This window comes from Xanthobacter autotrophicus (assembly GCF_030015065.1).
GTDB lineage: Bacteria > Pseudomonadota > Alphaproteobacteria > Rhizobiales > Xanthobacteraceae > Xanthobacter > Xanthobacter autotrophicus_D.
The window spans coordinates 85,563-103,654 of the sequence record NZ_JAIVFN010000002.1 but is presented as its reverse complement, the minus strand read 5'-3'; the positions used below and the strand labels follow the sequence as shown (position 1 = coordinate 103,654).

Sequence of the window (18,092 nt, the reverse complement as noted above, 5' to 3'; positions counted from 1 at the left end):
CACACTAGAACTCTTCTTCGATCCTTCGCCGCCCCCGACCACCCAACCAAGACAGTTGCTCGCGATAATTTTTTCCTCCACAAATGAGGGTAAGAAAATTATCGTGGGAGCGATTCGATGGCTGCGGTTCGCGTGCTTGCCGATCATCCTGAAGTTGACGCTCGCCTCGCCGAGTTCGGCGTCACGCGTCAGGAACTGCTTGAGGTCGTGCGCGGCGTGGTCGCTGCTCGCTCGGACGCGACGTTGGACGATCCCGCCTCGGCCGAAGGGCTGCTAGCGTATATCTATGGCACCCGCTATGTGCGGCAGGTCTTCCTGGCCCACGAATGGGTCCGCTACCGCGAGAACAACGTCGAATCGGTCAAACATCCCGACCGGCCGCTGAAGGTCGTGTACCAGAGCGTCGATCTCGCGGCCGACACGCTGCACAAGCCGCAGGCAGTGTCCGGAAAAGGTTCCGGTGCTGACCGCATCATTGCGGTGGGACAGGCGGGACTGTTCCCGGAGGAGGAGATGTCAGCGGCGCGGGATCAGAGCCTCGCGGAGCTCCAGACCGGCGTATGGTTCTTCTGCGTGTCGGTTCAAGGTGGTGATGTCCGTGCCGAGCTGTCGCTGCCTTCGGGCATTTCCGGCGGCAATTTCGAGGGCTTTATCGAGCGCATCTTCATCCTCGGTGGTGGTGAATGGCCGGCGGATGTCATCGTTGATAGCGATCGTCCGGATGGCATCGAGTTCGAGCCTGCTGTTTTGCGTCGCTAGGCCATGTTCAACATTGGCAGAATGGAGCTCGCGCGAAAGCGGCAACGGTTGACCGCCAAGGCTCTCGCCGAGCGGGCTGGCATATCGCCGGTCACCTTGTCGCGTGTCGTCAACGGGCAGCAGATTCCGGATGAAGACACGGTCGACGGCTTGGTGCGCGCGCTGGGATTCCCGCGGGAGTTCTTCTTCCGGGACGACGCGGCTCCGATCAGCGCTGATGCCGCCAGCTTCCGGAGCCTCACGGCGATGTCGGCGCGAGAGCGCGATGCGGCGCTCGCCGCCGGCTCACTGGCCTTCGAGATGTCAGCCTGGGTGCGGGAAAGGTTCGTTCTGCCTCAGCCAGACCTGCTCGACCTCAGCCATGAACGCGATCCCGCTGGAGCCGCACGTGCGCTGCGCCAGCATTGGGCGATCGGCGAGCGGCCGATCTCGCATATGATCAAGCTGCTTGAGACGAAGGGCGTTCGCGTCTTCTCGCTGGCCGAGAACACGAAGAATGTGGATGCCTTTTCCTGTTGGCATGATGGCGAGCCGTATGTCTTCCTCAACACCTTCAAGACCACAGAGCGCAGCCGGTTCGACGCCGCTCATGAGCTGGCTCACCTCGTCCTGCACAAGCACGGCGGTCCCAATCAAGGGCGCGCTGCCGAGCTCGAGGCACATGCGTTTGCATCGTCGTTCCTGATGCCTCACGACGACGTCGTGGCGACGATCCCATTCGTCCGAAGTCTCGATCAATTGGTGCTCGCAAAGAAGCGGTGGGGCGTGTCCGTAGCGGCACTCGCGCACCGGCTTCACCGGATCGGCCGGATCTCCGATTGGAACTACCGGACCTTCTGCATCCAGATAAACAAGCGGTTCGGCACAAACGAACCTGACGGTCTCCCGTCGGAGCGATCTGCAATATGGCACCGTGTCCTCACGGAGCTTTGGCGGGAAGGCGTGACACGCCGGCACGTTGCGGCCCGCCTGGATATCCCCGAGGCAGAACTCGACAATCTGCTGTTCGGGCTTACCGGCGATGTGAATCCGCCATCCGTCGGTGGTTCATCTCTCCGGCTAGTTCCGTGATTGAGCCCGGAAGTGTCGCGGATTCCATCGAGCGGCCACGCCCCGAGCTCTCTTCGTATGGCGTGGTCTCTTTGCGCTTGAGGCTACCGCTGGAGGTGATCCTGCTTGGCGCCGCGTGACCATCCCCGAGATGTGATCCGGCGACGGCAGTTCCGATGCCTTTCCTTCGCCGGGTGCGTGCGTGCGCGACGCACTCACTCATCCTGAGAAGGGCAGCGACGTCCATTTGCCACGAACCTGTGACAGCTTCGTACCGCTGCTCGCATTCCCAGAACGCCTCGCCTATGACATGTTGCGCTGCATGAAGGTCGCCACTTGGCTCCACAGGCTGCTCCCGATCCTTGCGATCGTAGGGCTTGTTGCCGGATCGTTCACCGCACCGGTGAACGGGGCCGCCATGGCGGCCGCCGTTGATATGTCCATGCCCGAAATGGCGGACGACATGCCGTGTTGTCCGCATGAGACGCCGGCGATTCCCGACTGCCAGAAGACCTGCCCATTGATGGCATTGTGCATGGCCAAGTGCTTCTCGGTGGCACCAATGCTTTCACGCCTGGCCTTCGTTCTGCGGGCCGAGGGCGATGCCCTCCGCCCGGGCAGTGACGTCATGGGCGACGCGCTCGCGATAGAGCCCCCAGCCCGACCTCCGCGAACCTAGAACATCGCCGGCGTTTGCGCGCCGGTTCGTGCCGCCCCCGCGAGGCTCGGGCGGCCGAGAGCGCGTGGCCGTAGGCCGCGCAACGCCGGGCCATGCGCACGGCGCTCCGATGAATCTAGGATTTTCAAACTATGACGACCTCTTCTATGAAGCGCGCCGCTGCGGCGGCGCTCGTGGCCGCGCTTTCCGTCGCGGCTCTCTCATCGGCGCGTGCCGACATCACGGACTACGAGTTCCGGCTCGTTCAGACGGACATCAAGCAGGGCAACGGCGCCATCGTCGCAGTCCGACTCGTCGACAAGCGATCCGGCAAGGCGGTCCCCGACGCCGTCATCTTCGCGACCCGGATCGACATGGCGCCTGACGGCATGGAGACGATGGCAGCGCCGATCGAGGCTCTGCCGTCGACCGAGCCGGGTGTCTATCGCTTCAAGACCAATCTGATGATGGCTGGCGGCTGGCGGCTTTCGCTCGGTGCCAAGATCCAGGGTGAGACCGGCACGATCGAGAACAAGCTGGTCCTGAAGGCCGTACCGTGAAACGGGTCGCCCTTACGGGCCTCGCCCTCGCCGCCGTTGTGGCGGCGGGGGCCGGAGGCTACTGGGCTGGCATCCGGGGTCTTCCGGTGGCCGGCCTGCGCGAATGGCTTGGTGTCGAGGCGACCCTTGCGGCGGCTGAGCCGACCGGCACCGGAGCGGTGATCTATTATCAGGATCCCGACCGCGAGCCCGCCTATTCGGCAACGCCACGCCGGACCGGGGATGGCCGGGCTTTCCGTGCCGTCCGCGCCGGCGAGGATGTCAGCTTCGAGGACAGGCCGCCGGCGACGGCCGAGGCGACCGGGCAGGCAGGCCCGCGACGCATCCTCTACTACCGCAATCCGATGGGTCTGCCGGACACCTCGCCGGTGCCGAAGAAGGATTCGATGGGGATGGACTACATCCCCGTCTATGAAGGCGAGGATGATGGCGGCTCGGTCGTGCGGGTGTCGCTTGGAAAACTCCAGCGGACCGGCGTGCGATCCGAGCTGGCAGCGCAGCGTGTCGTCGGCAGGCTGGTGCGGGTGCCGGGAACCGTCCAGCTCGACGAGCGGCGCATCTCCGTGGTCGCCACCCGGAGCGACGCTTTCATCAACGAGGTGGCGAACGTCACCACGGGCGACCGGGTGACGAAGGGCCAGATGCTGCTCCGGCTCTATGCGCCGGACATTGCCACCGCCGGCGCCCAGCTCCTCACCGATCTCAACATTGGCGGCCGCGACAGTGCTCTCGGAGGCGCCCGCCAGCGCCTGGAGAATCTTGGCCTGCCACCCGAGGCGATCGCCGAGATCGAGCGGACGCGCAAGGTGCCGCTGTCGATGACGTGGCGTGCGCCGCGCGATGGCGTCGTGCTCGAACGCAATGTCGTCGACGGCATGAAGGCAGCGCCGGGTGATGTGCTGTTCCGCCTCGCGGACATTTCGACCATCTGGGTACTGGCAGATGTGCCGGAGTTCGATCTTGGGGCCGTCCGGCTCGGCGCGCCGGTGACGATCCGGGCTCGAAGCCTGCCGGGACGCACCTTCGAAGGACGTGTGTCGCTGATCTATCCGCAGGTCGGTGAAGCAACGCGGGCCACGCGAGTGCGGATTGAGATCGCCAATCCCGGCGGTGTTCTGCTTCCCAATATGTATGCCGAAGTGGAGATCGGCACAGGCGATGCCGCGCCGGTGGTTGCTGTCCCCGATAGCGCGGTGATCGACACCGGCACGCGGCAGGTCGTGATCATTGATCGTGGAGAGGGCCGGTTCGAACCGCGCGAGGTGAAGATCGGCCTGTGCGGCGAAGGCTTCACCGAGATCCGCGAGGGCATTGCGGAAGGCGACCGTGTCGTCGTCGCGGCGAACTTCCTGATCGACGCCGAAAGCAATCTGAAGGCGGCATTGCGCGGCCTGACACCGCCGCAGGTGCAGCCATGATCGCCCGCCTCATCGGCTGGTCCGCCCGCAACCTCGTGCTGGTCTTTGTCGGTACGGTGTTCGCCGTCGCCGCCGGGCTTTATGCGCTGAAGACGCTGCCGCTCGACGCCATTCCCGACCTCTCGGACGTGCAGGTGATCGTCTACACCGACTATCCCGGCCAGGCGCCGCAGGTGGTCGAGGACCAGGTCACCTATCCGCTCACCACGGCGATGCTGACGGTGCCGAAATCGAAGGTGGTGCGCGGCTTCTCCTTCTTCGGCGTCTCCTTCGTCTATGTGATCTTCGAGGACGGCACCGATCCCTATTGGGCGCGCTCGCGCGTGCTGGAATATCTCAATGCCGCCGCGCAGCGCCTGCCGGCGGGGGTGACGCCGACGCTGGGGCCGGATGCGACCGGCGTCGGCTGGGTCTACCAATACGCCGTCGTCGCCAAGGAGATGACGCTCGCCGAGCTGCGCTCGCTGCAGGACTGGGTGGTCCGCTTCGGTGCCTCCAAGGCGGAGGGCGTCGCCGAGGTCGCCAGCGTCGGCGGCTTCGTCAAGCAGTATGCGATCGTGGTCGATCCGAACCGGTTGCGGGCGCTGGGCATCCCGCTCGACCGGGTGCGCGACGCCGTCAAGGCGAGCAACAACGATGTCGGCGGCCGCACCGTCGAGCTCTCCGAGTTCGAGTTCATGGTGCGCGGCCGCGGTTATCTCCGAGGCATTGCCGACATCGAGAATGTGGTGCTGAAGACCGATCGTGGCGTGCCGCTGCGGATAAAGGATGTGGCCCGCGTAGAGATCGGGCCGGATGAGCGACGCGGCATCACCGAGCTCAATGGCGAGGGCGAAGTCACCAGCGGCATCGTGCTGCAGCGCTTCGGTGCCAATGCGCTGACCGTGATCGAGAACGTCAAGGCGCGGCTTGCCGAGATCGCCTCCAGCCTCCCCAAGGGCGCCGAAATCGTGCCGGTCTATGACCGATCCGAGCTGATCGGCCGGGCGATCGAGACGCTGAAGGGCACGCTGATCGAGGAAAGCATCATCGTCGCGCTGGTCTGCGTGGTGTTCCTGCTGCATCTGCGCAGCGCGCTGGTCGCCATATTGATGCTGCCGGTCGGCATCCTGATGGCGTTCGCGGCGATGAAGGCGATCGGGCTCGGCTCCAACATCATGAGCCTGGGGGGCATCGCCATCGCGGTGGGCGCCATGATCGACGCCGCCATCGTGATGATCGAGAACGCCCACAAGCATCTGGAGCGCGCGCCACCGGACAAGCCGCGGGTCGAGATCCTGATCGAGGCGGCGAGCCAGGTCGGTCCGGCGCTGTTCTTCAGCCTGCTGGTCATCACCGTCTCCTTCCTGCCGATCTTCACGCTGGAATCGCAGGAAGGCCGGATGTTCGGCCCGCTCGCCTTCACCAAGACCTTCGCCATGGCGGCCGCGGCCCTTCTATCGGTGACGCTGGTGCCCGCGCTCATGGTGGTCTTCGTGCGCGGCCGGATCATTCCGGAGCACCGGAACCCGATCAACCGGTTCCTGATCTGGGTCTACCGCCCGGTCATCCGCGGCGTCCTGAAGGCCAAGACGCTCACCATCCTCGTCGCGCTTGTCGTGCTCGGGGTGACGCTCTGGCCGGCACGCCAGCTCGGTTCGGAGTTCATGCCGAGCCTCGACGAGGGCACGTTGATGTACATGCCGACCACCTTGCCGGGCATCTCCATCACCAAGGCCGCCGAGCTGCTGCAGGTGCAGGACCGCATCATCAAGAGCTTCCCGGAGGTGGCTTCGGTCTATGGCAAGGCCGGGCGAGCACTGACCGCGACCGATCCGGCGCCGACTGAGATGTTCGAGACCATCATCAATCTGAAGCCGAAGGGCGAATGGCGGCCGGGCGTCACCATCGACAGCCTGAAGGCCGAGATGGACCAGGCGCTGCAATTCCCCGGCGTGTCGAACGCCTGGACCATGCCGATCCGCGCCCGCATCGACATGCTGGCGACCGGCATCCGCACTCCGGTCGGGGTCAAGGTGTTCGGCACCGATCTCGCCCAGATGGAGCAGAGCGCCCGCGAGATCGAGCGGGTGCTGCGGTCCGTGCCGGGCACGTCCAGCGCCTATGCCGAGCGCGTGATCGGCGGCTACTATCTCGACATCGTGCCGGACCGGGAAACGCTCGGCCGCTACGGCCTGGCCGTCGGCGACGTCCAGAGCGTGATCGCGACCGCGCTCGGGGCCGAGACGGTGACGACCACGGTGGAGGGGCGCGAGCGCTATGGCGTCACCATCCGCTATCCGCGCGACTTCCGGAGCGATCCGCAATCAATCGCCCGCGACGTGCAGGTGCCGCTGCCGGGCGGCGGCACGGTGCCGCTCGGCGAAGTCGCCAAGGTCGAGCTCACGCGCGGCGCGACCTCGATCCGTACCGAGAACGGCCAGCTCGCGGTCTATGTCTTCGTCGACATCGCCGGCCGCGACCTTGGCGGCTATGTCGCGGAGGCTCAAGCGGCGGTGGCGAACGAGGTGAAGCTGCCGCAAGGCACCTACGTCTCGTGGAGCGGCCAGTTCGAATATCTGCAGCGCGCCGAAGCGCGGCTGAAGATCGTCGTGCCGGTGACGTTGCTGGTCATTTTCCTGCTCCTCTACCTCAACTTCCGGGCCCTGACGGAAACGCTCATCGTCATGCTGTCGCTGCCCTTCGCACTGGTGGGCGGCATCTGGCTGATGTGGTGGCTTGGCTTCAACATGTCGGTTGCCGTGGCGGTCGGCTTCATCGCGCTCGCCGGCGTCGCCGCCGAGACCGGCGTCATCATGCTGATCTATCTCGAGCAGGCGATGGCGGAACTGAAGGCCGAGCGGGAGGCGGAAGGGCGGCCTTTCACTCGGATCGACCTCCACCAGGCGATCATGCTCGGTGCCGTCGAGCGGGTGCGGCCGAAGATGATGACGGTCATCGCCATCACGGCCGGCCTCGTCCCAATCCTGTGGAGCACCGGCACCGGTTCGGAGGTGATGCAGCGCATCGCGGTGCCGATGATCGGCGGCATGGTCTCGTCGACGGTGCTGACGCTGGTCGTGATCCCCGCTGTCTATGGACTGATCAAAGGCTGGCGGTTGCCGCGGACCGTCACCGCCGACGAGAGGGCAATCGAACAGGGGCCAGCCGGCCTCAAGGCTGCCGCCAAATGAGAGGAGGTTCCAATGATGCACGACATGATCGGATCCATGGGATGGGGCATGGGCCTTGCCGGCCTGATCGGCATCCTCGTCTTGGTGCTGGTGATCGCCGCCCTCACGAAATACGTCTTCTTTCGGTGAGGAGCGTCATGCGCAGCTTCGATCGGAAGCCGGACGCGAGGAAACAGCCAGCGAAAGGAGAAGCGCCGTGACAGCCGAGCTTTTCGCAGCACACCGTGAGTTGGTGATCGGCGCCACATAGGCGACTTCTATGCTCGTGCTATCGCGCCTCTGGGCGGCCGAGACATCGCACAAGATGACCGTGACCCGCGATCCGAACTGTGGCCATCGTAGCGGTTGGCTTGCCTATGTGAGGGCAGTCGGATTTCCGGACCTGATCGAGGCAGCCAACCTCGCGCCCCTCAAGGCTAGACTCGGCATGCCCCGATTGCCTGATCTTCTGCGATATGGCGGAAGTTGGCGCCCATGTTGCGGAGAGGAGGAAGCCCTTCTCGACGTCAATTGGCAATGGCCACCAATTGTAGCTTATGCTATTTATATGCGACTAATTCGCATTTGCAGAAAGCGATGCATATGATCAAAGTGCCAGCTTGGTTACGTAAACGGCTGAGCCGGCGCGTGGTGCTGGGAGGCGGGCTAGCGGCTGCCAGCGGCGCAGCGATAGGTATGACTGGTGCTCTAGCGCAGTCAGGACACGCTTCGCATGCAGGAACTGTCGGCGCTGAAGCAAAGCTGGCCTCAGCCCACAGCGGACCCCATGGTGCGATGATCACGGTGGGCGAGGTCGACGAAGCTCGTAATGGCTTCGATCCGACCAAGCTTCTGACCGACTGGGATAGAGGCACTGTGTCCCAGCTTCCGGATGGGCGGACGCTAAGAACCTTCGAGATCACCGCCGAGGACAAGGAGATCGAGATCGCCCCCGGCATCATGTTTCTGGCCTGGACCTATAATGGCCGGGTGCCCGGCCCGTCACTGCGCGCGACCGAAGGTGAGCGGCTGAGGATCGTCTTCAAAAACTACGGCTCGCATCCTCATTCGATGCATTTTCATGGCATCCATGCGGCGCGGATGGATGGCGTTCCAGGCGCAGGGCTAGTCGCTCCGGGCGAGGAGTTTGTCTACGAGTTTGATGCACTGCCTTTCGGATGTCACCTCTATCACTGTCACGCTCTGCCGCTGAAGCGGCATATTCACAAGGGCATGTACGGAGCCTTCGTCATCGACCCGGATCCCACTCGCCATCCCGAATATGAGGCAGTTGCCCGCTCACGCCTGCTCGGCACGGCGGAGAATGCCGAGTGGCAAGAACTCGTAATGGTTATGAATGCATTCGATACCAATTTCGACGGCAAGAACGAGGTCTATGCTGTCAATACGGTAGCCCATGCCTATGCAAAAAAACCCATCAAGATCCTTAGAGACAAACCGGTTCGCGTCTACCTTATCAATGTGATCGAGTTCGATCCGATAAATTCTTTTCATTTGCATGCTAATTTCTTTGAATACTTCAATCAAGGCACGACCTTGACCCCGACCCTGAAGACCGTCGACCTCATCACCCAATGCCAAGCCGAGCGCGGCATCCTTGAGTTCCATTTCACGGAGCACGAGCCCGGTCTCTACATGTTCCACCCGCATCAGTCGGAGTTCACCGAACTCGGTTGGGTGGGCATGTTCGATGTCGTGGAGACCGTATCATGAACCAAGCTGGGCGGCCCCCTTCCAATGCTGCGACAACACTTCCAGTCGGGCGTCCGGGTCGAGCCTCGTTGTTCTGGATCGCTATCCCGTTTACCGTGCTTGGTCTCGCGATGGCGTGGTTGATTGGGACCGATCCGTTATCGAGCTTTCGCAACGGCGCACCGCCGGTCGAGAAGCTGACCTTCGAGCGGACGATCCTAGGTTCCGATGGAGTTCGCCTACTGGTCCGTGCCGGCGGCTCGCAACCCATGACGATCGCCCAGGTCCAGGTCGATGACGCCTATTGGCAGTTTACGCAGACACCGCCGGGTCCGATCGCCCGCGGCGCGACCGCCTGGGTTCAGTTGCCGTTCCCTTGGGTGGTCGGCGAGGCGCACGGCGTGAAAATCCTCACCAACACCGGCGCCACGTTCAAGCGTGAGATCCCCGTCGCGGTTGCGACACCGACCGTGGATTCGATGAGCTTCGTATCCCAGGCTGCCCTTGGCGTCTTTGTCGGCATCCTTCCCGTCGCTATCGGCCTCATGTTCTACCCAGTTCTCCGTGGCGTTGGCCGCAACGGCATGGACTTCCTACTCGCATTGACGGTGGGGCTTCTCGCTTTCCTCGTGATTGATGCAGTTGCTGAAGCGCTCGAACTTGCCGGCGAGGCCGCCGCCTTGTTCCAGGGACCGGTGATGGTCATCCTCACCACTATGGGGAGTTTCCTCTTGCTGATGGCTGTCGGCCGCAGCCGTGGCACACCGACCGGGCTGGCCCTATCGACCTTCATTGCGCTGGGGATAGGATTGCACAATCTCGGCGAAGGCCTTGCCATCGGCGCTTCTTTCGCCTCCGGAGCGGCGGATCTCGGTATTTTTCTGGTGCTCGGCTTTACGTTGCACAACATCACGGAAGGCATCGGCATTGCCGCGCCGATACTGAAAGTACGCCCACCACTTTGGACCTTCGCCGGGTTGACGCTGCTTGCGGGCGGACCAGCCGTCGCAGGTCTGTGGATCGGCAGCCTTGCCTACGCGCCGCAGTGGTCGGCGCTAGCGCTGGCGGTCGGTGCCGGGGCTATCCTTCAGGTGATTGCGGAAGTCGGATCGCTACTAGTGCGCAGAAGCGGCGAGACTCATGTTTCGTTCTTCACGCCAGCCGCAATGACGGGGCTCGCCACCGGCGCGGGCCTGATGTACGTGACCGCGATGCTCGTAAAGATCTGAACGCTTCAAACATCCTCACTTGTAGAGGTGAGGCGGATCATCGAGGCTCGGGCAATCGACTACAATATCGTCAGACTTCACATGAGCCTCGGTGGCCTCCCATCGTCGACGTTCGCCAACCAGTCCCACGAGGACCCAAACCCCGCCAGACCTAAACTTGTAACTGGCAGGGGAAATGAGGAGCACATCAGTTTCCTGCAGCTTTAGCGCGTATGCAGTGAGCCGCCGAGCGCTGATAAGCCGGATGGTGTTGGATGCGTTGTTCCGCTTTAATTCTTTTCAGGAAGGGTGTGTTGCGGCGGGGGCTTAGCGGCGGTCCGGCATAGAAGGAGCCCTCTCGTGGCGCTCCATGTCCTCGTTCCGCGAAAAGGCTGCTGCGGCCCAGAAGGCGCCCGCCAGCAGGACGCCTCCCGCAGCCATGGCAGAGAGGACCGCGCCGTAAGACTGGGATTGCGCCCAGAGGAGCGCGGCACCGGCGGGTGCCAAAGCGCGGGCGAGCATCGAGGGCGCCGCCAGCGCGCCGTTCACGGCGCCATAGGCCTGCCGGGTCAGCATCTCCGGCACGGCGAGCCCACGCACGATGGTCATGATGCCGTTGGCGCTGCCGTAGAGCGCCACGATGGCCGCCACCAGGGCAAAGCTGGGTGGCAGCCACGCCAAGGCGAGTATGGCGACCGGAAAGGCTAGCACGGCACAGCTGCCGATGAGTCGCACCGGAGCGCGCGGCGCGAACACCGAGACGGCGATCCGACCCGCCACCTGGGTTGGGCCGATGATGGCCATGGCCAGCACCACGCTGCCCGCCGTGAAGCCGCGCTCCAGCAGCAGGGGATAGAGGTGGAAGGTGAAGGCGGAGAAGGTGGCGGCATAGGCGGTGAACGCCACCGCCAGGGCCCAGAAGGTGGGCCGGCGGGCAACGCGCCCCATGACCTGCCGCAGGGTGCCCGCTCCCGACAGTGCAAGAGCGTGGACCGGCGATGCCGCGTGGTCGGCCGCGGGCCGGATCACCGCGGCATAGAGCGGCGCGCACACCACGAGGTTCACGGCGCCGAGCGCCACCAGTGCGCCACGCCAGCCCGCCAGATCCAGCAGGATCTGGATCAGCGGAATGAAGACCGTGGAGGCAAATCCGCCCCATAGGGTGAGCGCGGTAATGCCGGCCCGGGCGCCGGCCGCTCCGGTCCTGCGCGCCACCACCGCGAACGCCGGCTCATAAAGGGTTGCCGCCTGGAGGACGCCGATGGCGGCCATCAGGCTATAGAACAGCCAGAGCTGCTGCACCTGCGACCAGGCAAGGAGGCAGAGGCCGGCGAGGCCGGCTCCCGCCGCCATCACCCACCTGCCGTGGCCTTTGTCGACGGCGGCGCCCACGGGGAAGGCGGCCATGCCCCCGAGGGCGAGGCCGAGCGTCGCGGCGCCGAACAGATCCGGCTTCGACCAGCCGAGGTCGCGCTCCATGGCCTCCGCTATCAGGGGAAAGCTGTAGTAGAGCGATCCCCAGGAGCAGATCTGGCCAATGCCGAGGCCGGTGATGAACAGGCTGCGGCCGGAAAGCGGGCGCGCTGGCGCCGGTTGCGCGAGTTCGCCGCTCAGGCCGCTGGTCACGCGGCCGTCCCGCGGCGGGGTGGCGCCTCGGCCTGCGGCGCGGCGGTATCGCAGCCGCAGCCGTCCTTGCCTTCCGCCTTGGCCTGGGCATCGTCCGCGCAGCAGGCATCGGCGTCCCGAGGCGCAGGCCCACCACAACAGCCGGATGCCCCTGCCGTCACCGGTGCGGCGCTGCAGACGCCGGTCTCCGGCAGCACCAGATGGACACTGCGCGCCGCGTCGTGATCGCCGGCGATCTCCGCCGCGATGGAGCGGACCTGCTCATAGCCCGTGGCCATCAGGAAGGTGGGGGCGCGGCCGTAGGACTTGGAGCCGACGATGTAGAAGCCCGGCTCGGGGTGGGCCAGCTCCGCCGCGCCATGGGGCGGGACGGTGCCGCACGAATGCAGGTTCGGGTCGATCAGCGGCGCGAGGGCCGGCGGTGCCTCGACGGCGGGATCGAGGGCGACGCGCACCTCGCGCAGCACGGCAAGGTCGGGGCGAAAGCCGGTGGCCACCACGATCCGGTCCACGGTCCTGGTCCAGGGCTCCGTGCCGAGACGGCCGGACACGTCCAGCCCCGCCGCGCCGCCGACAATCCGCTCCGCCGCGAACGGCGCGAGGACATCGAGCCGGCCGGCGGCGATGGCCTGCGTCGCCGCAAGGCCGAGGGCACCGCGGGCGGGCAGCGCGTCGTTGAGGCCGCCGCCCAGCAGCTTCTCCATGCGGTTGCGCCGAAGCGCCCAGGTGACGCGGGTCGTTGGCGCCGCCTCCTGCAGGCGGAGAAGATCGAGCACCACATTGATGGCCGAATGGCCGGAGCCCACCACCAGCACGCGCCGGCCGGAATAGGTCTCGCGCTCAGCGCCGGACACGTCGGGAATGCCATAGGCGACATGCGCGGCTGCCTCTTCCTCGCCGGGCACCGGCAGGCCGTCCGCGCCCATGGGGTTGGGCTGGCTCCAGGTGCCGGAGGCGTCGATGACGGCACGGGCGAGCGAACGGTGCTCAGCGCCGTTCGCGTCGCGCCAGCAGATCGCGAACGGCGTGTCCGCGCGCCCCTCGGATGACATCTTGTCGAGGCCGTGGCGGGCGATGGCGCTCACCTGTGCCCCGAACCGCAGGTGGGGCGCAAGGGCGGGATGAGCCGCCAGCGGCTCGAGATAGTGCCGCACGATCTCCCCGCCGAGCGGCAGGGCCTTGGGGTTCGGCGCGCTCCAGCCGGTTTCCTCCAGCAGCGTGCGGGCGGCCGCGTCGATGTTGTAGCCCCAGGGCGAGAACACCCGCACGTGGCCCCAGGCCTTGAGCGAGGTGCCGACGCCGGCGCCGCGCTCGAAGACGAGAGGCGCGAGGCCGCGGGCCAGCAGATGCGCCGCGGCGGCAAGCCCCACGGGGCCGGCTCCGATGATAGCGACGGGTAGCGATCCGGTCATGACGGGAGACTCCGATGGTCGATCCATTGACGAGCGATGCTTAAGGGCAAATGAATGCGGGTCAGGGGCAGCATCCCGGAGTGCTCCCGACTTTGTCCGGCGCGCCGGCGATCATCTTCTCCGCGTCGACCAGACAGCGCGTTACGTCCATCCAGGCCTCCACCGCCACCTTGAAGGCGGCGCGGCCCTTGTCCGTGAGGGTGTAGACCTTGCGCTCGCGGCCCGAGACCACCTCGCTTGCAGCGGTGACGTATCCGCCCTCCTCGAACTCCCGCAGCACCGGATAGATGGTGCCCTCTGCAGGGGAACAGCAGCCGTTCGTCGTTGCCTCGACTGCCCTTGCCACGTCGTATCCGTGCATGGGCCGCTGATGCAGCACGCACAGAATGAAGAATTTGGACAGGCTCATCTTGATGGTGCCGTTCCAGTAGGCACGGCTCAGGAAATCGGGCCCGGGCTTCGGCACCGGGGCGGGCGACGGCGGAACGGATGGGGTGGCCGATGGAGAGGTTCGAGACATGCAGGAAGGCTATACATCGATCATCAATGTGTCAATCATCAAGGCATACTTGAAAGCGCTCCCCGCGTCAGCAAACGCGCCGTCCCTCGGCATCGATCACCACCTCTCCATCCTCCTTCGTAAACGGCCCTTTCTGCGGCGCGGGCAGGATGTCCAGGACCCTTTCCGACGGCCGGCACAGCCGCGCCCCGAGCGGGGTGAAGACGAACGGCCGGTTAATGAGGATGGGGTGGGCCATCATGGCATCGAGCAGAGTGTCGTCGGTGAGGGCGGGATCGTCGAGGCCGAGTTCGGCATAGGGTGTGCCCTTCTGGCGGGTCGCGGCGCGCACCGTGAGGCCCGCCGCGGCGATGGCGGCGGCGACCTCTTCCCGCGCGGGCGGGGTCTTGAGATATTCGACGATCGTCGGCTCGATACCGGCGTTGCGGATCAGGGCGAGCGTGTTGCGCGATGTGCCGCAGGCCGGATTGTGCCAGATGGTGACAAGGGAATGCTCAGTCATCGTTCAGGCTCCGAAGATCAGATGATGGCGTGGCGGACCTTGGCGGACACCCATTCGCTCACCACCACGGTGGCGAGGATCACCATGAGGATCAGCGTCACCTGCGGCCACGCCAGCGTATTGAGCGAGCTTTCCAGGTTGAGTCCTATCCCGCCCGCGCCAACCAGGCCGAGCACCGTGGATTCGCGGATGTTGATGTCCCAGCGAAACACGCTGATGCCGGCGAAGGCGGGCATGATCTGCGGCACGATCCCGTAGGCGAGGGTCTGGGCGCCCGAGGCGCCGGTAGCGCGGATCGCCTCCACCTGGCTCTCGTCGATTTCCTCGATGGCCTCGTAGAGCAGCTTGCCGATGAAGCCGATGGACCTGAGCGCGATGGCGATGATGCCGGCCAGCACGCCCGGACCCAGGATCGCCACCAGCAGCAGCGCCCAGATGATGGAATTAATGGAGCGCGAGGCGACGATGACGAACAGCGCCAGCGGCCGCACGAAGGCGGCGCTAGGCGTGGTGTTGCGTGCCGCGAGGAAGGCCACCGGCACCGACAGCACGATGGCGATGAGCGTGCCGAGGGTGGCAATGTTGAGCGTGTCCCAAAGCGGCTTGAGCAGTGCCGGGAAATAGGACCAGCGCGGCGGGACCATGCGCGCGCCGATGTCGGCGGCCTGGGTGGGGGCATCCCAGACGAAGGCCCAGATGGTGCCTTCCGTCATCACCCGCCAGCAGAACACGGTGAAGGCCACGGCGAGAAGCCAGCCGAACCACACGGCGATCTGGCCGCGCGAAGTGCGCCGTTGCCAGGACCGGCGGCCTTCGGGGAGGGCTATGACCGGCATTATTTCACCGGCCCGCGCACGAGGCCGGAGACATATTCGCTCGCCATCACGATGGCGATGATGAGGATGAGGATGGCGGCGGCGCTGTCGAACTCGTAACGATCGATAGCGGTGTTGAGCGTGGCACCGATGCCGCCCGCGCCGACGATGCCCACCACCGCGGATTCGCGGAAATTGATGTCGAGCCGGTAGAGCGAAAGCCCGAGGAGGCGCGGCGCCACCTGCGGCAGCACCCCAAAGGCGATCAGCGATGGCCAGGGCGCCCCGGTGGCGCGGATCGCCTCCACAGGGGCGGGGTCGATGTCCTCGATGTCCTCGGCCAGCAGCTTGGAGAGGAAGCCGATGGTGGCGAACGACAGGGTGAGGAAGCCCGCGAACGGCCCGAAGCCCACCATGGCCACCAGCAATATGGCGACGATGATCTCCTGCAGGGACCGCGACACGGCGATGATGGCCCGGCAAGCGAAATAGACCCCGCGCGGCACCACGTTGCGGGCGGCGCCGATGCCGATGGGAACCGAGATGGCGATGCCCACCACGGTGGAGGTCACCGTCATGGTCAGGCTCTCGATCATGCCCTGGATGATGTCGTCCCAGCGCCGGGAGAAGTTCGGCTCCAGGAAGCCGGAGATGAAGCGCAACCCGCGCGCCCAGCCGTCCGACAGGCGTGCCCAGTTGACCTCGACGCTGCCGAGGGCGAGCGCCAGATAGAGCGCCGCGCCGCCGATGAGTGCATAGCGCAGCCAGGGATTGGCGACGAGCGGCGGCGGCCGCCAGCGGTGCGCCGGAACGGACACAGCGCTCACAGCGTCCTCGCCACGGCGGATGGCGTGGCCTGGACCCGCAGGACACGGACCGCATCCTCGGCGGCGGCTTCTTCCACCGCATCATCCTCCGCCTCGCGGATGGTGCGCGACCAGTCCTCCTCGCCATAGATGGCGGTGAGCACATCGGTGTCGAGTGCCTCCGGAGGGCCGTCGAACACGGTGCGCCCGGCCTTGAGGCCGATGATGCGCTGGACGAACATCTGCGCCAGCGCCACGTCGTGGATGTTGACGATGGCGGCGAGCCGGCGCTCGGCGCACACCTCGACGATGAGGCGCATGATCTGGCGCGAGGTCTTGGGGTCGAGGCTGGCGGTGGGCTCGTCCACTAGCATGATGTCCGGCTCCTGCACCAGAGCGCGGGCGATGCCGACGCGCTGGCGCTGGCCGCCGGACAGCTCGTCCGCCCTCTTGTCCACGTGATCCATCAGGCCAACGCGGTCGAGCACGGCGAAGGCCCGGTCAACGTCGGCCTGGGGAAACCGGCGCAGGAAGGCGCGCCAGAAGCCCACGTATCCGAGCCGGCCGGAGAGCACGTTCTCCATCACCGTGAGGCGCTCCACCAGGGCATATTCCTGGAAGATCATGCCCATGCGCCGCCGCGCGCGCCGCAGGCCCATGCCTCCGAGGCGGGTGATCTCGGTGTCGCCGAGGCGGATGGAGCCGGACGTGGGCTCCACCAGCCGGTTCATGCAGCGGATGAGGGTGGACTTGCCTGCCCCCGACGGACCGATCAGGCCCACCACCTGGCCGGCGGGGATGCTGAGCGAAACATCATCGAGGGCCTTGTCCCCCTTGGCGTAGCGCTTGGACAGACCGGCGATGGTCAGCATCCCACAGTCCCTCTCTCCAGAGTTTACTTGCAGGCGTAGCTGACGCCCATGGCGTCATCGACCTGGCGCACCACCGCCCAGGTCTCCTTGAAGGTGATGGGAATGAATTTCTCCTGCGGCGGCTCGGCCGACTGGAACTCCTTCAGGAGAGCAGTGCCATCCCAATTGAAGCTGAAGAACGCCTCTTTCACCTTGGCGGCGAGCTCGGGCTTCAGATTGTAGGCATAGCCATAGCCGGTGGTGGGGAAGGTCTGCGACTTGTAGATCGTCACCACCTGCTCGGGTTTGATCACGCCGCGGGCGATCATGCGCTTCATCACCGAATTGGCGACGGCCGCTGCCGGATAATCCTTGTTGGCGACGCCGATGATGGAATTGTCGTGCTTGCCGGAGAAGGCGGGTTCGTAATCCTTGCCCGCCTCCATGCCGAACTGCGAGCGCAGCAGCGCGGACGGCGCCTTGTAGCCGGAATTGGAGGTCTCCGAGGTGAAGGCCATCTTCTTCCCCTTGATGTCCTCGACCTTGGTGATGCCGGAGCCGGGATAGGTGATGATCTCCATCTCGTAGCCGTAGGCACCGTCCTTCGAGGCCATCATGGCGAACGGCACGAAGCCGGAGCAGGCGACGGCGATGGGATTGGAGCCGGTGTTGAAGCCGGCCACATGCAGGCGCCCGGCGCGCATAGCTTCGAGTTGGGCGGCGTTGGACTGCACGGGGAAGAACTGCACCTTCTTGCCGGTCACCTTCGCGAGATGGTCGGTGAATTCCTGCCACACCTTGGCGTAGACGGCCGGATCCTCAACGGGGGTGTAGGAGAAGATCAGCGTGTCCGGGTCGATCTGCTTGGAAGGATCAGTCGGCGCGTCCGCGACCATGTCGCCATTCGCGTCCGTGAAGCGTGGGTCGAGCTTGAAGTCGGCATGGGCGATGCTTGGCCCCAGGCACATGGCGGCAAGCAAGAGGGTGCGTGCGAGAAAGCGCGGTAGCGTCATCTCTTCTCTCCAGTGACGGTGTAGTTCAA

The 18,092-nt window shown here is 65.4% G+C and carries 16 protein-coding genes; 8 read left to right on the top strand and 8 right to left on the bottom strand.

The features are described 5' to 3' along the window. Positions 1-117: 117 nt before the first annotated feature. From K9U40_RS01210 to K9U40_RS01175, 8 genes are all read left to right on the top strand, one after another. On the top strand, positions 118-759 hold the full coding sequence (locus K9U40_RS01210) for a hypothetical protein (RefSeq protein WP_209483271.1): 642 nt from the start codon (positions 118-120) through the stop codon (positions 757-759). Positions 760-762: 3 nt separating this feature from the next. Further along, positions 763-1,830 (top strand): helix-turn-helix domain-containing protein, encoded by a 1,068-nt coding sequence (locus K9U40_RS01205; protein WP_209483269.1) that lies wholly within the window; start codon positions 763-765, stop codon positions 1,828-1,830. Positions 1,831-2,011: 181 nt separating this feature from the next. Then, a complete protein-coding gene (locus tag K9U40_RS01200) occupies positions 2,012-2,488 on the top strand; it encodes a hypothetical protein (protein ID WP_232847562.1) in 477 nt (158 codons plus the stop codon). A gap of 131 nt (positions 2,489-2,619) precedes the next feature. Beyond that, positions 2,620-3,027 (top strand): FixH family protein, encoded by a 408-nt coding sequence (locus tag K9U40_RS01195; protein ID WP_149577659.1) that lies wholly within the window; start codon positions 2,620-2,622, stop codon positions 3,025-3,027. Then, complete coding sequence (locus tag K9U40_RS01190) at positions 3,024-4,445, top strand: efflux RND transporter periplasmic adaptor subunit (protein ID WP_149577658.1); 1,422 nt, start codon at positions 3,024-3,026, stop codon at positions 4,443-4,445. Before K9U40_RS01195 ends, K9U40_RS01190 begins: the two co-directional genes overlap by 4 nt. Then, positions 4,442-7,618: an efflux RND transporter permease subunit gene (locus K9U40_RS01185; protein WP_149577657.1), complete on the top strand. Its 3,177-nt coding sequence runs from the start codon at positions 4,442-4,444 to the stop codon at positions 7,616-7,618. The genes K9U40_RS01190 and K9U40_RS01185 overlap by 4 nt, the downstream gene beginning before the upstream one ends. A 582-nt stretch (positions 7,619-8,200) precedes the next feature. Next, complete coding sequence (locus K9U40_RS01180; RefSeq protein WP_149577656.1) at positions 8,201-9,331, top strand: multicopper oxidase domain-containing protein; 1,131 nt, start codon at positions 8,201-8,203, stop codon at positions 9,329-9,331. After that, entirely contained in the window at positions 9,328-10,539 is a 1,212-nt protein-coding gene (locus K9U40_RS01175; RefSeq protein WP_149577655.1) for a ZIP family metal transporter, read from the top strand. Before K9U40_RS01180 ends, K9U40_RS01175 begins: the two co-directional genes overlap by 4 nt. A gap of 306 nt (positions 10,540-10,845) precedes the next feature. Here the strand turns inward: K9U40_RS01175 and K9U40_RS01170 are convergent, their stop codons facing one another. The 8 genes from K9U40_RS01170 to phnD all read right to left on the bottom strand — a co-directional run bounded on the left by K9U40_RS01170 (position 10,846) and on the right by phnD (position 18,063). Then, the gene (locus K9U40_RS01170) at positions 10,846-12,144 is read right to left on the bottom strand and encodes an MFS transporter (protein WP_149577654.1); all 1,299 of its coding nucleotides are present in this window, start codon (positions 12,142-12,144) and stop codon (positions 10,846-10,848) included. Then, on the bottom strand, positions 12,141-13,556 hold the full coding sequence (locus K9U40_RS01165; protein ID WP_149577653.1) for an FAD-dependent oxidoreductase: 1,416 nt from the start codon (positions 13,554-13,556) through the stop codon (positions 12,141-12,143). The genes K9U40_RS01170 and K9U40_RS01165 overlap by 4 nt, the downstream gene beginning before the upstream one ends. 61 nt (positions 13,557-13,617) lie before the next feature. Next, the gene (locus K9U40_RS01160; RefSeq protein ID WP_049776178.1) at positions 13,618-13,965 is read right to left on the bottom strand and encodes a PadR family transcriptional regulator; all 348 of its coding nucleotides are present in this window, start codon (positions 13,963-13,965) and stop codon (positions 13,618-13,620) included. Between the two features lie 178 nt (positions 13,966-14,143). Continuing rightward, positions 14,144-14,578 (bottom strand): arsenate reductase (glutaredoxin), encoded by a 435-nt coding sequence (gene arsC / locus K9U40_RS01155; RefSeq protein WP_012115938.1) that lies wholly within the window; start codon positions 14,576-14,578, stop codon positions 14,144-14,146. Between the two features lie 17 nt (positions 14,579-14,595). Continuing rightward, positions 14,596-15,414, bottom strand: coding sequence for a phosphonate ABC transporter, permease protein PhnE (phnE, locus tag K9U40_RS01150; RefSeq protein WP_012115937.1), 819 nt, complete (start codon positions 15,412-15,414; stop codon positions 14,596-14,598). After that, positions 15,414-16,220, bottom strand: a complete 807-nt coding sequence (gene phnE, locus K9U40_RS01145) for a phosphonate ABC transporter, permease protein PhnE (protein WP_149577652.1) — start codon at positions 16,218-16,220, stop codon at positions 15,414-15,416. Before phnE (K9U40_RS01145) ends, phnE (K9U40_RS01150) begins: the two co-directional genes overlap by 1 nt. Next, positions 16,217-17,071: a phosphonate ABC transporter ATP-binding protein gene (phnC, locus tag K9U40_RS01140; protein WP_149577651.1), complete on the bottom strand. Its 855-nt coding sequence runs from the start codon at positions 17,069-17,071 to the stop codon at positions 16,217-16,219. Before phnC ends, phnE (K9U40_RS01145) begins: the two co-directional genes overlap by 4 nt. 23 nt (positions 17,072-17,094) lie before the next feature. Beyond that, positions 17,095-18,063 carry a phosphate/phosphite/phosphonate ABC transporter substrate-binding protein gene (phnD, locus tag K9U40_RS01135; protein WP_149577650.1) on the bottom strand — a complete coding sequence of 323 codons (969 nt, stop codon included), beginning with the start codon at positions 18,061-18,063 and terminating at the stop codon, positions 17,095-17,097. Positions 18,064-18,092: the final 29 nt, after the last annotated feature.

Bases quoted from the DNA above. Each gene is read 5' to 3' on its own strand.
- phnD (WP_149577650.1), bottom strand. From the start codon at position 18,063: ATGACGCTACCGCGCTTTCTCGCACGCACCCTCTTGCTTGCCGCCATG.
- K9U40_RS01175 (WP_149577655.1), top strand. From the start codon at position 9,328: ATGAACCAAGCTGGGCGGCCCCCTTCCAATGCTGCGACAACACTTCCA.
- K9U40_RS01180 (WP_149577656.1), top strand. From the start codon at position 8,201: ATGATCAAAGTGCCAGCTTGGTTACGTAAACGGCTGAGCCGGCGCGTG.
- K9U40_RS01165 (WP_149577653.1), bottom strand. From the start codon at position 13,556: ATGACCGGATCGCTACCCGTCGCTATCATCGGAGCCGGCCCCGTGGGG.
- phnE (WP_012115937.1), bottom strand. From the start codon at position 15,414: ATGCCGGTCATAGCCCTCCCCGAAGGCCGCCGGTCCTGGCAACGGCGC.
- K9U40_RS01205 (WP_209483269.1), top strand. From the start codon at position 763: ATGTTCAACATTGGCAGAATGGAGCTCGCGCGAAAGCGGCAACGGTTG.
- phnC (WP_149577651.1), bottom strand. From the start codon at position 17,071: ATGCTGACCATCGCCGGTCTGTCCAAGCGCTACGCCAAGGGGGACAAG.
- K9U40_RS01195 (WP_149577659.1), top strand. From the start codon at position 2,620: ATGACGACCTCTTCTATGAAGCGCGCCGCTGCGGCGGCGCTCGTGGCC.
- arsC (WP_012115938.1), bottom strand. From the start codon at position 14,578: ATGACTGAGCATTCCCTTGTCACCATCTGGCACAATCCGGCCTGCGGC.
- K9U40_RS01185 (WP_149577657.1), top strand. From the start codon at position 4,442: ATGATCGCCCGCCTCATCGGCTGGTCCGCCCGCAACCTCGTGCTGGTC.
- K9U40_RS01160 (WP_049776178.1), bottom strand. From the start codon at position 13,965: ATGAGCCTGTCCAAATTCTTCATTCTGTGCGTGCTGCATCAGCGGCCC.
- K9U40_RS01210 (WP_209483271.1), top strand. From the start codon at position 118: ATGGCTGCGGTTCGCGTGCTTGCCGATCATCCTGAAGTTGACGCTCGC.